The sequence below is a fragment of the Caballeronia sp. LZ019 genome (assembly GCF_031450825.1).
Classification (GTDB): domain Bacteria; phylum Pseudomonadota; class Gammaproteobacteria; order Burkholderiales; family Burkholderiaceae; genus Caballeronia.
This window is the reverse complement of sequence record NZ_JARTVZ010000001.1, coordinates 616412-630180: the sequence shown is the minus strand read 5'-3', so window position 1 is coordinate 630180 and position 13769 is coordinate 616412. Positions and strand designations below refer to the sequence as shown.

The window sequence follows — 13769 nt, the reverse complement described above, 5'->3', positions numbered from 1 at the left end:
GGCCGGCATCGACCGGCCGGCACGACACCCGGAATCACCGGAGGAGACAGACATGACCCCCAACCCTGGCAGTTTCGACGCGCCCGACGCGGAACGGACCTACGGCAAGATCACGCGCAGGCTGATCCCGTTTCTGTTCCTGTGCTACGTGTTCGCGTTTCTGGATCGCATCAACATCGGCATTGCGCAGCTCGACATGAAGCACGATGTCGGCTTCAGCGATCTCACCTATAGCATCGGCGCGGGCATCTTCTTCCTCGGTTACGTGCTGATGGAAGTGCCGAGCAACCTGCTGCTCGCGCGCATCGGCGTGAAGCGGACGTTCTCGCGCATCATGGTGCTGTGGGGATTGATCGCGGCGGGGACGGCCTTCGTCACGCTGCCGTCGCATCTCTATACCGTGCGGTTCTTTCTCGGGCTGGCCGAAGCGGGGCTGTATCCCGGCGTGATCTTCTATCTCACGCGCTGGTACCCGGTCGAACGCCGCGCGAAGGTCATCGCGATCTTCACGTGTGCGACGGGCATTGCCGGCCTCTTCGGCGGGCCGCTGTCCGGCGCGTTGATGACCTACTTCAACGGCTACGCCGGCTTGCACGGCTGGCAGTGGATGTTCATCGTCCAGGGCCTGCCGGCCAGCGTGCTCGGCGTGATGGCGTACTTCTATCTGCAGAACGGCCCGGAAGAAGCGAAGTGGCTCACGCAAGCCGAGAAGAACATCGTGCTGCGCGATATCCGCAAGACGTCGAGCGTCTCCGCGACGCACGCCGAGCACACGTTCGCCCGCGCGCTTCGCGATTACCGCGTCTATGTGATGGGCTTCGTCTGGTTCACGCAGATCGCAGGCGTGTTCGCCATCGGCTTCTGGCTGCCGACGCTCATCAAGAGCGCGGGCGTGACGAGTTCGCTTGCCATCGGCTGCTATTCGGCGATTCCGTACTTCGTGAGCTGGGTGGCGCTCGTCACGCTGAACCGCCATTCCGACCGCACGATGGAGCGCCGCTGGCACTGCGCGATCCCGATGGTCTGCGGCGCGGCGGGCCTCGTCATCGCGGCGTTCACGACCGGCAATCTGGCGCTGTCGCTCGTCGCGCTTTCGATTGCGACGGCGGGCATTCTCGCGCCGAATCCGCTGATCTGGGCAATCTCGACGGACTACATTCGCGGCAGCGGCGCGGCGGGCGGCGTCGCGATGATCAACTGCCTCGGCCTGCTCGGCGGCTTCGTGAGCCCGATGATCATCGGCTCGATCAAGACGATGACGAACAGCATGGTCGGCGGCCTGGGCGCGATTGCGCTCCTGATGGTGCTCGGCGCAATTGCGGCGGTGCGCTTCGCGCCTTCGACGTCGGCGGTGGCGGCGAAGGACGAAGGCCGTGCCGAGGGCGGCGCGACGGTCGCGGATGCGACGCTTTGAAAAGGGAATCGAGATGAATGATGCAGTGATTGGAACGCCCGCTGTCCGCGTGCGCGAAGTCGGCCTGCGCGATGGCCTGCAGATGGTCGGCACGATTCTCACGACGGAGCAGAAGCTCGAATGGTGCCGCCGCATGGTCGATGCGGGCGTGCGCGATATCGAGGTGACGTCGTTCGTGCCGCCGAAGGTCGTGCCGCAGTTCGCCGATGCGGCCGACGTGGCGCGCGGCGCGCTCGCGATCGACGGCCTGCACGCGGCGGCGCTCGTGCCGAACCTGAAGGGCGCGCAGCGTGCGTTCGATGTGGGCGTCGCGCAAGTGCACTACGTACTGTCGGCAAGCGACGCGCACAATCTCAAGAACGTGCGGCGCAGCACGGCGGAGTCGCTCGCGGACTTCGGGCGCATCGTCGCGGAGCGGGATGAGCGCGCGCCGCGCGTCGTGCTCGGCGCGGGCGTGGCGACGGCGTTCGGCTGCACCATCGCGGGCAAGGTCGAGCAGAGCATGGTGCTCGCGCTCGTCAACAAGCTGATCGAGGCGGGCGCGGACGAGATCACCGTCGCCGATACGGTCGGCTATGCGAATCCCGGGCAGGTGCGTGCGCTGATGAGCAAGGTGTGCGCGCTGGCCGGTCCGGTGCCGGTGGCGTGCCATTTTCACGACACGCGCGGTCTGGGGCTGGCGAACGTGCTCGCCGCGCTGGATGCGGGCGTGCGCGTGTTCGATTCGTCGCTCGGCGGTCTGGGCGGATGCCCGTTTGCCCCGAACGCCACGGGGAACATCAATACCGAGGATACGGTGTTCCTGCTGGAAGCCGAGGGCTTGAGGACGGGTATTGATCTGGACAAGCTGCTCGCGATGCGCGAGACGCTCGCGCAGTGGTTGCCCGGTGAACCGTTCACCGGAGCGATTGCGCGCGCGGGCGTGCCGAAGACGTTCCGGGGAAGGGAGGCGGTGGCGGCGTGAAGATGCTTCGGTGAAGCGCATTTCCCGAATCTGCCCGGTATCCGCTCGATTGCTGTGTTATCCGCTCACGTTCGAGCGGATGAACGAGCGGATGAACGAGCGGATAAATGACTGAAGTCACGCCAGCTTCGATCGTCGCGGCGCTTGAACGCTTCGCGAGTTCGGGCAGACCGAAGCCTCGTCTTCCGATATCGCGCGCGAGACGCAAGCAAGCGTCGCGACGGTCCGTCGATATCCTGAAGCGTTGAATGCGACCGGACGAGTCATACGCAGCGACAACGCTCGCGCCTCCCGCTACCCCGTGGCGGCCGCCCCGATGCTGCTTCCCGCCGACCGCCATTCACAATGGCGACCCGCCGCCGCGAACTCGGCCTGCCGCTCGCCGCTCGCGATCCCGTGAGCTGTCAGCTTCGTTTCGTCGAAGACTACGTACCGAACGAAAGCCGGCTCATGCCGCCAGCCTCTCCAGCACCGCCACGAGTAAATCCGGCGCGAGGATCATCGCATCGTGCCCGGTATCGATCGCTTCCCATTCCCAGCCGGGCAGCGCGCGAACCCGTTCCCGCACCGCTGCGAGCGTGTCATACGACGGGTTCGCGCTGTGCACGTACGTGCACGGCAAGCCATTGCCGAGCGGGTGCTTCAGATGCAAGGGCGTGCGATACGTCGCCACCGGATGCGGCGTCAGCCGCCGCCGCACCCAGTCCGCGAGCGGGTGATCGTCCGGGATGCCGGTGCCCGCGAGTCCGTTCACAGGCATCGCGAGGGTCTGGCCGCTTGCGTTGACCGAGTCCATGCGCTCTTTCACGACGTTTTGCGGCAGCACATCGAAAGCGGCCTGTCCGTTCTCGACGAGCAGGCTATCGAGAAAGACGAGCGAGCGAATCGCCTCCGGCCTGCGGTCCGCCACGCCCGACGCCACCAGGCCGCCGAAGCTGTGGCCGACGATCACGACATCGCTCAGTTCTTCGGATTCGATCAGATTCTCGATGTCCGCAATCGGCACATCGAGCGATGCCGCCGCGCCCACGAGATGACGCCGGTCGCCGAGACCCGTCAGCGAAGGCGCGAACACCCGATGCCCGCGCGCCACGAGCCGATCCGCGACGAAGCGCCAGCACCAGCCGCCATGCCATGCACCGTGGATCAGGATGAAAGTTCTCGCGTGCGTGGATGACATGCAGATCGTGCTCCGTGGATGCGCAAGGTGATGCATCGTACATCGCATCGGCGGATGCGTGCCACGCGCGGTTAGACTTGGCGCAACATTCAACCGGCGCGCGCAAATCATCCATGGATCGAATCGACGCGATGAAAGTGTTCATCGCCACCCTCGACGAAGGCAGTCTCGCGGGCGCGGGACGGCGGCTCGGCCGGTCGCCCGCCGCGGTGAGCCGCGCCATCGCCTTTCTCGAAGCGCATACAGGCACCGCGCTGCTTCATCGCACGACACGCACCATCAAGCTGAGCGAAGCCGGCGAACGGTACGCGTCCGCATGCAGGCGCATCCTGACCGACATCGAAGAAGCGGACCTGCTCGTCGCGCACGAACGCTCCGCGCCGCGCGGTCTCTTGACGATCACCGCGCCCGTCGCCGCCGGCGAAGCGCTGCTCGCGCCGATGCTCGACGACTTCCTCGCGCGCTTTCCCGCCGTGTCCGTGCGCCTACAACTGCTCGACCGGCCCGTGAGCCTGATCGACGAAGGCATCGATATCGCGCTGCGCATCGCGCATCTCGCGGACTCCACGCTCATCGCGATTCCCGTGGGCGACGTGCGGCGGGTCGTGACCGCGTCGCCTGGCTATCTCGCCGCCCATCCGCCGATCGATACGCCCGCCGATCTCGCGCAGCATCGCATCATCTCGATGACGCACTTCGGGCTCGATTCGTGGAGCTTTCCGGCATCGGGCGGCTCCGCGATTTCGCAAGTCGTGCAGTTCGCGCCGCGCATCATGGTCAATACGGTGCGCGCGGCGGTGGCGGCCGCCGTCGATGGCCAGGGCGTGACGCGGCTCTTTTCCTATCACGTCGCGAAGGAAGTGAAAGGCGACGCGCTGCGCATCGTGTTGCCGGACAGCGAGCACGCGCCGTTGCCCGTTCATCTGCTGACGCCGCAAGGGCGGCTCGCAGTGCCGAAAGTGCGCGCGTTCGTCAACTTCGCGACGCCGCGCCTGCGCCGCCAGTTCAGGCAATTGCGGATCGGCACGCGCGGCCGGTTGACCGCCTAGCGAAAGAGTCTCTTCCGTCTGCCGCCGATTCTCTCGCGAATCGCGCGAATATAAACTGCGTGCAACGGTACGGAGGCAGCATGCGATACGCAGTGTCGAATCAAACGGAGGGCGCGACGTTCCAGGTGTGGCGCGGCGTGCTGGCGGGCGCGAGCGCGAGTCTCGTCGGCATCGGGCTCGCGCGCTTCGCCTATACGCCGCTCTTGCCGGCCATCATCGGCGCGCACTGGTTCCCGGCATCGACGGCGGCTTATCTCGGCGCGGCCAATCTCGGCGGCTATCTGGTCGGCGCGCTGTCGGCGGGTGCGCTGGTGCGTCGTGCACGTCCGGCAACGGTGCTGCGCGCGATGATGCTGCTCGCGACCATTGCGTTCATCGCGTGCGCGTTTCCGGTCTCGTTCGCATGGTTCTTCGTGTGGCGGCTCGCGTCGGGCATCTCGGGCGGCGCGCTGATGGTGCTCGCCGCACCGACGATCCTCGCGCACGTCGCGCCATCGCGACGCGGGTTCGCGGGCGGCGCGATCTTCACCGGCGTAGGACTCGGCATCGCCGCATCGGGGACGATCGTGCCTCTCTTGCTGCGGCAGGGGCTTCAACAAACGTGGCTCGGGCTGGCGGCGGTGTCGCTGCTGCTGACGGTCATCGCGTGGAACGGATGGCCCGCGCACGATGCGCCGCCGTCGCAAGCCGGCGAACAACCGACAGCGAAAGCGCCGCCAGCCCCCGCGTTGCGCGCGCTCTTCGCGGAGTACGGGCTAAACGCGGTCGGCCTCGTGCCGCACATGATCTTTCTCGTCGATTACGTCGCGCGCGGGCTCGGCAAAGGTGTCGATGCCGGCGCGCAATACTGGGTGCTGTACGGGCTCGGCGCCATCGCAGGGCCGCTGTTGAGCGGTCATCTCGCGGACCGCGCAGGCTTCGGGCGTGCGCTACGGGTCGCGCTCGCGCTTCAGCTCGTCGCGGTCCTGCTGCCGGTCCTGGGATCGGGCGCGGCGCTGCTGACGGTATCGAGCGTCGTGGTCGGCGCATTCACGCCGGGCATCGTACCGCTCGTGCTCGGGCGCGTGAACGAACTCCTCGCGCATCATCCCGCTGCGCAAAAACGCGCATGGCGCACCGCGACGACGAGCTTCGCGGTGATGCAGGCCGCGTCCGCCTATGGCCTGTCGTTCCTGTTCTCGCGAAGCGGCGGCGATTACCGGCTGCTGTTCGCGATCGGCGCGGCGGCCCTCGGCGTGGCGTTCATCATCGACATTGCCGGTCGTGTCGCGGTGGCGCGGTCGAAGTGAATCAGGTCAGCGCGGCATCCTTCGTCACGATCTTGCGCGGGATGAGCTTCAGTTCGTAGAACGAATCCGCGATGCGCTGCTGCTGTTCGAGCACCGACGAATCGATAGGACGATACACATGCTCGTAATGCTCGAGCCCGGTCTTGATGATCGCGGCGTCGAGCCCCTGAATCGGCGCGAGTTGCGTGGCGGCTTCCGCCGGATTCTGCCTGACCCATTGCCCCTGCTTGCCGAGCGCCTCCATCGCGATGCCGATCACGTCCTTACGCTTCTGCGCGAACTCGCGCTGGCTCAGGAAGAACTGATGATGGCTCGCGACGCCGTCGGCATCCGCGATCAGGCGCGCATTGCTCTGCGCCTGCGCGGCGGCGAGGAACGGGTCCCAGATCGCCCACGCATCGATCGACCCGCGTTCGAGCGCGGCGCGCGCATCGGCGGGGGCGAGGAACACGGGCTGAATGTCGGTATAGGCGAGCCCGTGCTTGCGCAGCAACGCGACGATGAACCAGTGCACGTCCGATCCCTTGTTGAAGGCGATCTTCCTGGCCCTGAGATCGGCCACGCTCCTGATCGGCGAATCCTGCGCGACGATCACCCCTTCGGCGCGCGGCGTCGGAATCTCGTAGGCGGTATAGACGAAGTCCGCGCCCGCCGCTTGCGCGAAAACGGGCGGCGCTTCGCCGACATAGCCGAAGTCGATTGCGCCGACATTCAGCCCTTCCAGCAGTTGCGGCCCAGCGGGAAATTCCGTCCACGTCACTTTCACGCCCAGCGGCGCAAGCTGCTTCTCGAGGGTGCCATTCGCCTTGAGCAACACGAGCGTGCTCGCGGCCTTCTGATAACCGATTCTGAAGCGATCGTTCTCAAACTTCGCCCAGGACGGCGCGGCGATTCCGCCGAGTGTTCCGGCGAGCGCAGCCAAAAAGATTCGGCGGCTTTTGAGTGTCGTGCGATTCATGGTGCAAAGCCTCCGGCATGTGAGTGACGAGACCGCCTGCATGCACGAGACGGCCCGGTTCGCCATGCTAGCGAAGCGGACATGCGCCGTGAAATCACGTTTGCAGATAAGCAAATCACCGTCATGTCGACATGCGCGCCGCTATCGCGGCCAAAGCACCAAAGCACCAAAGCAGAAAACCAAAGCTGAATTCCATTGTTCGCGGCGGCGGCCCGCGTCCTTAAACTGGCCTACTCGTCTTCGACGGCATCGCCCTCAATCGACGTTGACCCTCAACGCTCAACGAAGGAAAAGAGGAATAGCGCATGAATGTGTTCTGGTTCATTCCGACCCACGGTGACAGCCGCTATCTGGGCACGTCGAAAGGGGCGCGCGCCGCTGACCTCTCGTATTTTCAGCAGATCGCAGTCGCCGCCGATACGCTCGGCTATCAGGGCGTGCTGCTGCCTACGGGGCGCTCGTGCGAAGACGCATGGGTCGTCGCATCGAGCCTCATCGCGGCCACGAAGAAGCTCAAGTTTCTCGTCGCGATCCGTCCGGGGCTCTCGTCGCCCGGACTGTCCGCGCGCATGGCGTCCACGTTCGACCGGCTCTCGGGCGGACGTCTGCTCATCAACGTCGTGACCGGTGGCGACGCGGCCGAACTCGAAGGCGACGGCCTCTTCGTCGATCACGACACGCGTTACGAAATCACCGATGAATTCCTGCATATCTGGCGCAATCTGCTGAGCGCGTCGCATGCGAACGAAGCCATCGAATTCGAGGGCAAGCATCTGCAATCGAAGGGCGGCAAGGTGCTGTATCCGCCGGTGCAGGAGCCGCATCCGCCGCTGTGGTTCGGCGGTTCGTCGGCGGCGGCGCACGATATCGCCGCGACGCATATCGATACCTACCTCACCTGGGGCGAGCCGCCCGAAGCGGTGAGGAAGAAGCTCGACGATATCCGCGCCCGCGCAGAGGCGCAGGGCCGCAAGATTCGCTTCGGCATTCGTCTGCATGTGATCGTGCGCGAGACGGAAGAGGAAGCGTGGGCGGCGGCGGACAGCCTGATCAGCCATCTCGACGATGAAACGGTGGCACGCGCGCAAGCCGCCTTTGCGAAGATGGATTCCGAAGGCCAGCGCCGCATGGCGCAATTGCACGGCGGCAAGCGCGGCGGCCGGGAAACGCTCGAAATCTATCCGAATCTCTGGGCGGGCGTGGGCCTCGTGCGCGGCGGGGCAGGCACCGCATTAGTTGGCAATCCAGAACAAGTGGCGGCGCGCATGAGGGAGTATGCGGAACTCGGCATCGAGACCTTCATTCTTTCCGGCTATCCGCATCTGGAAGAGTCGTATCGGTTCGCCGAACTCGTATTCCCGCTGCTCGGCGAGCGCGGTGTCCGGGTCGGGCAGAAGTCCGGCCCGTTGTCGGGACCGTTCGGCGAAATCGTCGGCAACGGCTATCTGCCGAACGCGAGTCAGAGCTGATCATGCAACGACACTCTCATCGGAGGAACTAGCAGCATGGCCGATGCCCTCACCCAGGCGATACCCGCCGCGCCGCGAAACACACGCAACGGCGCGCTCATCTTCAGGCGCATCGGCGCGGCCATCGCGCCGTGGCTCGTGCCCATCGCGATTTTGCTGCTGTGGGAATATGCGGCGCGCGCCGGCGTGCTCTCGACGCGCGTGCTGCCCGAGCCGCTCGCTGTCGTCAAATCGGCGTGGACGCTCATTCAGTCGGGCGACATGTGGGCGAACGTAAAAGTCAGCGCGTGGCGCGCGTTGCTGGGGCTTGCGATCGGCGGCGGCGTCGGGCTCGTGCTCGGACTCTGGACCGGGCTCTTTCGTCCGTTCGAAGTCGCGCTCGATTCCACCGTGCAGATGATCCGCAACATTCCCGCGCTCGCGATGATTCCTCTCGTCATTCTGTGGTTCGGCATCGAAGAGGAAGCGAAGATTTTTCTCGTCGCGCTGGGCGTGTTCTTTCCGGTCTACGTCAATACGTTCCACGGCATCCGTTCCGTCGATGCCAACCTCGTCGAGATGGCGCGCAGCTATGGTGTGAAGGGCTTCGAGCTGTATCGCGATGTGATTCTGCCAGGCGCGTTGCCGTCGATTCTCGTCGGCGTGCGCTTTGCCCTCGGCCTCATGTGGGTGATGCTGATCGTAGCGGAGACCATCTCGGCGCAATCGGGCATCGGCTATATGACGATGAACGCGCGCGAGTTCCTGCAAACGGATGTGGTGGTCGTCGGCATTCTGCTTTATGCGGTGCTCGGCAAGCTCGCGGATGTGCTCGCGAAGGGCATCGAGCGCGTGGCGCTGCGCTGGCATCCGGCGTATCAACGAGGAGGAAAGGCATGAGCGCGACTGCGTCTGTGTCGTTGAGAGTGGACGAGCGATTCACCGTCGAGCGCACGCAGCCGCATGCGCGGTCGGCGCATGACGTCGCGGTGGAACTGCGCGGCGTCGAAAAGCGCTATGGCGATCGCACGGTGTTGTCGGCGCTCGACCTGTCGATCGAGCAGGGGAGCTTCGTGACGATCGTCGGACGCAGCGGATGCGGGAAGTCGACGCTGCTGCGCCTTATCGCCGACCTTGAAACGCCGAGCGGCGGCGCGCTGACGAAGCGCGCGAGCAACGGCGAAGCGCTAGATACGCGCATCATGTTCCAGGACGCGCGGCTGTTGCCGTGGAAGACGGTGCTGCAGAACGTGATGCTGGGCTTGAAGCGCGGCGCACGCGATCAGGCTCGCGCGGTGCTCGCCGAAGTCGGGCTGCTGGAACGCGAGAACGACTGGCCGTCGCAACTGTCGGGCGGGCAAAGGCAGCGCGTCGCGCTCGCGCGTGCGCTGGTGCATCGGCCGCAACTGCTATTGCTCGATGAACCGCTCGGCGCGCTCGACGCGCTCACGCGCATTGAAATGCATGCGCTGATCGAGCGGTTGTGGCGCGAGCACCGCTTCACCGCGCTGCTCGTGACGCATGACGTTCACGAAGCCGTCGTGCTGGGCGACCGCATTCTGTTGATCGAAGAAGGGCGTATCGCACTGGATCAGCCTGTGCCGCTTGCACGGCCGCGCAAGCAGGCGTCGGTGGAAGCGTCGGCGCTGGAAGAACGCGTGCTGCGCCGCATTCTGAAGCAAGCCTAAGCAAACGCGGGCCTCTGATGAAGGCCCGCAACGTCATCACACCGCGATCGGCTTGGCCTGCTTCGCGGCGAAGTCCCATACGAGCGAGTCCTTCGTGTCGATATGCGCGGGCAGCAAGCCGTTGCGATGGAACGTGTCCGCGATAGTCTGCTGTTCGCCGAAGTTCTGCGCCGTCACGGCGCGCACCAGATAGCTGCGGCGCGCATTTGCACGTTCGATGGTCGCGGCATCGAGACCCCACACCGGCGCAAGCGCATTCGCGGCATCCTGCTGATGCGCAAGCAGCCACTCGCCCGCGCTTTTCAGCTGATCGAACACCGTCTGGACGATCTGCGGATGCGCAGCGGCATACGTGCGTGATGCGAGGTAGTAACGCTGATACGAAGCGAGCCCCGCGCCATCGACGAGCACGCGCGCATCGCTCGTCTTTTCCACTGACGCGACATACGGGTCCCACGTGATCCATGCGTCGACGCTGTCGCGCTCGAATGCGGCGCGTCCGTCGGCGGGCGTGAGATAGGCGGTCTTGATGTCGGCGGGTTCGAGCTTCGCGCGTGCGAGTGCAGCGAAGAGGAGATAGTGACTGCCGGCGGCCTTGGTCACGGCAATGCGTTTGGCCCGGAGATCCGCGAGCGAACGGATAGGCCCGTCCTTCTTCACGATGATGGCCTGCGCGTGCGGCGACGGCGCTTCCTGCGCGACATAGACGAAGCTCGCGTGGGCGGCTTGCGCGAAGATCGGCACGGTGTCGGCGACATCGGCGCTGAAGTCGACGGCGTTCACGTTGAGCGCTTCGGTCAGCGGCAGACCGCTTGCGAATTCGTGCCACGATACGCGCACGTTCAGCGGCGCGAGCGCTTGCTCCAGCGAGCCGCGCGTCTTGAGCAGCGTGATGAGCGTCGATGACTTCTGATAGCCGATGCGCAGCACTTGCGGCGATGCCTGCGCGAATGCGAAGGAATGCGCGGCACCGAGCGTGGAAGCGAGCGCGAGGCGGGTGAAGGTGCGTCGGGTCATCGGCGCCATTGCGGTGTGTCCTTGTGTCGGATGCGAGGTCGCGGGATCGTCATCGTAGCAATGCGACGATCCCGCGCTAACTGATGGATTCAGCTATTCATCTCGCGCGCGCAGATAAGCGTGCGGACACACCGTGGCGGCCGCTTAATGTTGCGGGGCGCCGTCCCAGGCGGGCAGCGTGGCGCCGTGATAGACGGTCAGGATCGCCGATGCCACGTTCGCTTGCTGATAGCTCTGCACGAGCGTCTTGACCCAGGGCGCTTGCGCATCCTTCGCATTCACCGCGATGAAGTTGCGATACGGGTTGCCCGTCACGTTTTCCTGCGCGATGCGCTCCTGCGGAATCTTGATGCCGGCCTTGATCGCCCAGTCGGTGTTCACCACGGCCGCGTCGAGATCGCCGATCGCGCGGCCCACGATGCCTGCGTCCAGCTCCTTGATCTGCACATGCTTGGGATTGCTTGCGATGTCGCGTGCCGTCGGCAGCAGGCCCACGCCTTCGCGGAGCTTGATGATGCCGTTAGCCTGCAGCAGCAACAGCGCGCGGCCTTCGTTACTCGGGTCGTTCGGCACGCCGATGGCGGCGTTCTGCGGCAACTCTGCTACCGATTTCACCTTGCGTGAATACAGGCCGATCGGTTGCACGTAAGTGAAGCCTACCGGCACGATGTCGTAATGACGGGCGCTGACTTGCGCATCCAGATAAGGCTTGTGCTGGAAGGAGTTCGCGTCGAGGTCGTGTTGGGATAGCGCCTCGTTCGGCTGCGTGTAGTCGGAGAAGGTCGTCACCTTCACTTTGATGCCTTGTTTTGCGGCGTTTGCTGCGACCGCGCGCCAGACGTCCTCGTCTTCGCCGGACATGATGCCTACTCGTATCGTCTTGTCCGCTGCTTGCGATGGTTGCGTGGATACGATGCCTAATGTCAGCAGGGCCGTGAATAAGGCGGTTTTTATCGGTTTCATGGTTTGCGTTCCCCGCGCTTTCTGATGTGTGAGTCGTGATGCTAATTAGCGGGGGCGCTGGCGGCAAATAATATCGGGCGATATCGTTATCAAGCTTGACGGAGCCCTGAATCGCCTTCCACGCCCGCTGACAACTCACGTCCTCCGAGCCTCCTGGCTCGACAACATCATCCTTGCGCTACTTACACCACAAAGAACCCGCACGTCCCATCTCGCTCCAGCTGCGCCACCAACTCATACTCCCATTCCAGATACGCCTGCATCGCTTCCCGCGCGTTATCCACGCCCTCGTACGGACGCCGATATCTGTCGATTCGCGGCGACGCCAACCCGTTCTCGCCGCCTTCCGTCGGCAACCCCGCACGTACCCACGCCGACGTTCCGCCCTCCAGCACATGCACCGGCTTGCCCGTCAGCGCAGCAACGTCAGCCGCAGCGTAAGGCGCAAGCGCATTCGCACCACATGTCACCACATAGCGCCTGGCGTCGGGCAAGCTTCGCAAGTCGTCGTACGCGGGTGTCAGTCGTGATCGCAAAATCCACCGCGCGCCGATAATATGCGCCTTCACATAACTGGCGCTCGGCCCCACATCGAGTAACACAACGCCACTTCCCGAATCCTCGAGCAGCGCCGACAGTTCAGCAGGCGATACAGACGGCACACTCGGCGGCTGCGGGCGATCATGCCGCCACTGCCCCTTTTCCGTCAGCCGTCCTGATGAATCATCATCGACCACATACGTCTCGATGTTCATCTGCGCGAGCCACGATGCCGTCATGTTCGCTCGCACGCCGTCATCGTCGAAAAGGACGACGCGCGCGCCACGCACCGGCGCGAACATCTCCGTTTCCTGCACGAGCTGGCCGCCCGGCGCGTTCTGAAAGCCCAGCGCATGGCCAGCTTCATATTCCTCCGGCGTGCGCACGTCGAAACGATAGATCGTCCGCGCCGCATCCGCAGCCCATCGCGATGCCTCTTCGAACGACGTGCGCCGCACGCCCGCTCGCGTCGCAAGCGCCTTTGCCGCCCTCCGCGATGCATCCAGCGACGACGCATCGCGCCCCGCGTCCGTTTCGAATCGCCGCTCGCTGCCGTGTTCGAGCGCCTGCCCCGCAAGCGTCCATCCGATCGTGCCGTTGCGCAGCGCCGCCACCGGATTCGGCACGCCCGCATTGACCAGCGACTGCGCACCGATAATGCTGCGCGTGCGGCCCGCGCAATTCACCACGATGCGCGTCGACGCATCCGGCGCCAGTGCGCGCGCTCGCAACACCAGTTCCGCACCCGGCACGCTGATGCTGCCCGGAATGTTCATCGTGCGATATTCGTCGAAGCGGCGCGCATCCAGCACCACGACGTCATCGCCATTCTTCTGCAACTCATGCAGCGTCGCGGCGGACAGCATCGGCGTATGACGCTGCGCTTCGACGAATTCACCGAATGCCTTGCTCGGCACGTTCACGTCACGAAACACTTCGCCGCCCGCGCGAATCCATCCGGCGAGGCCGTCTTCGAGCAGCGCGACCCGGGTGTAACCCAATTCCGCGAACTTCCGCGCCGCACGCGATGCAAGCCCTTCGCCGTCATCCAGCAATACGACAGGCACGTCGCGGCGAGGCAGCCGCGTGTAGGCATCGAGTTCGATGCGCGCCAGCGGGAAATTTGCCGCGAAGAGCGGATGGCATTGCGCATGCGGGTCTTCCTCGCGCACATCGAGCAGCGCGACTTCGCGTTTTGCGAGAAGGGCGTCGCGAACATCGTGAACCGTCCACACCGCCAGCGTGGTCCCGTTCATGTG

Annotated in this window: 11 protein-coding genes and 1 pseudogene; 7 read left to right on the top strand and 5 right to left on the bottom strand. The window is 64.9% G+C overall.

From position 1 onward, the window contains the following. Positions 1 to 52 precede the first annotated feature (52 nt). Together P9255_RS02810 and P9255_RS02805 are read left to right on the top strand one after the other, a co-directional pair. Positions 53 to 1414: an MFS transporter gene (locus tag P9255_RS02810; RefSeq protein WP_309768773.1), complete on the top strand. Its 1362-nt coding sequence runs from the start codon at positions 53 to 55 to the stop codon at positions 1412 to 1414. 13 nt (positions 1415 to 1427) lie between these two features. Then, the gene (locus P9255_RS02805; protein WP_309789113.1) at positions 1428 to 2378 is read left to right on the top strand and encodes a hydroxymethylglutaryl-CoA lyase; all 951 of its coding nucleotides are present in this window, start codon (positions 1428 to 1430) and stop codon (positions 2376 to 2378) included. 448 nt (positions 2379 to 2826) lie between these two features. Here P9255_RS02805 and P9255_RS02800 read toward each other — a convergent pair whose 3' ends face one another. Continuing rightward, the gene (locus P9255_RS02800) at positions 2827 to 3558 is read right to left on the bottom strand and encodes an alpha/beta hydrolase (protein WP_309768771.1); all 732 of its coding nucleotides are present in this window, start codon (positions 3556 to 3558) and stop codon (positions 2827 to 2829) included. 113 nt (positions 3559 to 3671) lie between these two features. Here P9255_RS02800 and P9255_RS02795 point away from each other — a divergent pair, with 113 nt between their 5' ends. Both P9255_RS02795 and P9255_RS02790 read left to right on the top strand, forming a co-directional pair. Further along, entirely contained in the window at positions 3672 to 4607 is a 936-nt protein-coding gene (locus tag P9255_RS02795) for a LysR family transcriptional regulator (protein ID WP_309789112.1), read from the top strand. Between the two features lie 80 nt (positions 4608 to 4687). Beyond that, positions 4688 to 5896, top strand: a complete 1209-nt coding sequence (locus P9255_RS02790; protein ID WP_309768769.1) for a YbfB/YjiJ family MFS transporter — start codon at positions 4688 to 4690, stop codon at positions 5894 to 5896. Position 5897: 1 nt separating this feature from the next. Here the strand turns inward: P9255_RS02790 and P9255_RS02785 are convergent, their stop codons facing one another. Beyond that, complete coding sequence (locus tag P9255_RS02785; RefSeq protein WP_309789111.1) at positions 5898 to 6854, bottom strand: sulfonate ABC transporter substrate-binding protein; 957 nt, start codon at positions 6852 to 6854, stop codon at positions 5898 to 5900. Positions 6855 to 7159: 305 nt separating this feature from the next. Between P9255_RS02785 and ssuD the strand changes: the two genes are divergently transcribed. The 3 genes and pseudogenes from ssuD to P9255_RS02770 form a co-directional block, all read left to right on the top strand. Then, the gene (gene ssuD, locus P9255_RS02780) at positions 7160 to 8323 is read left to right on the top strand and encodes an FMNH2-dependent alkanesulfonate monooxygenase (RefSeq protein ID WP_309768767.1); all 1164 of its coding nucleotides are present in this window, start codon (positions 7160 to 7162) and stop codon (positions 8321 to 8323) included. A 36-nt stretch (positions 8324 to 8359) separates the two neighbouring features. Then, positions 8360 to 9202, top strand: a complete 843-nt coding sequence (gene ssuC, locus P9255_RS02775; protein WP_309768766.1) for an aliphatic sulfonate ABC transporter permease SsuC — start codon at positions 8360 to 8362, stop codon at positions 9200 to 9202. Then, positions 9199 to 9987: pseudogene (locus tag P9255_RS02770) on the top strand (ATP-binding cassette domain-containing protein); the annotation flags it as partial. The gene ssuC and the pseudogene P9255_RS02770, both read left to right, overlap by 4 nt. Positions 9988 to 10026: 39 nt before the next feature. Here P9255_RS02770 and P9255_RS02765 read toward each other — a convergent pair. From P9255_RS02765 to P9255_RS02755, 3 genes are all read right to left on the bottom strand, one after another. Beyond that, positions 10027 to 11016: an aliphatic sulfonate ABC transporter substrate-binding protein gene (locus P9255_RS02765; protein ID WP_309768764.1), complete on the bottom strand. Its 990-nt coding sequence runs from the start codon at positions 11014 to 11016 to the stop codon at positions 10027 to 10029. Between the two features lie 135 nt (positions 11017 to 11151). Then, positions 11152 to 11970 (bottom strand): MetQ/NlpA family lipoprotein, encoded by an 819-nt coding sequence (locus P9255_RS02760; protein ID WP_309768763.1) that lies wholly within the window; start codon positions 11968 to 11970, stop codon positions 11152 to 11154. 182 nt (positions 11971 to 12152) lie between these two features. Next, positions 12153 to 13766, bottom strand: a complete 1614-nt coding sequence (locus tag P9255_RS02755; RefSeq protein ID WP_309768762.1) for a rhodanese-like domain-containing protein — start codon at positions 13764 to 13766, stop codon at positions 12153 to 12155. Between the last annotated feature and the right edge of the window lie 3 nt (positions 13767 to 13769).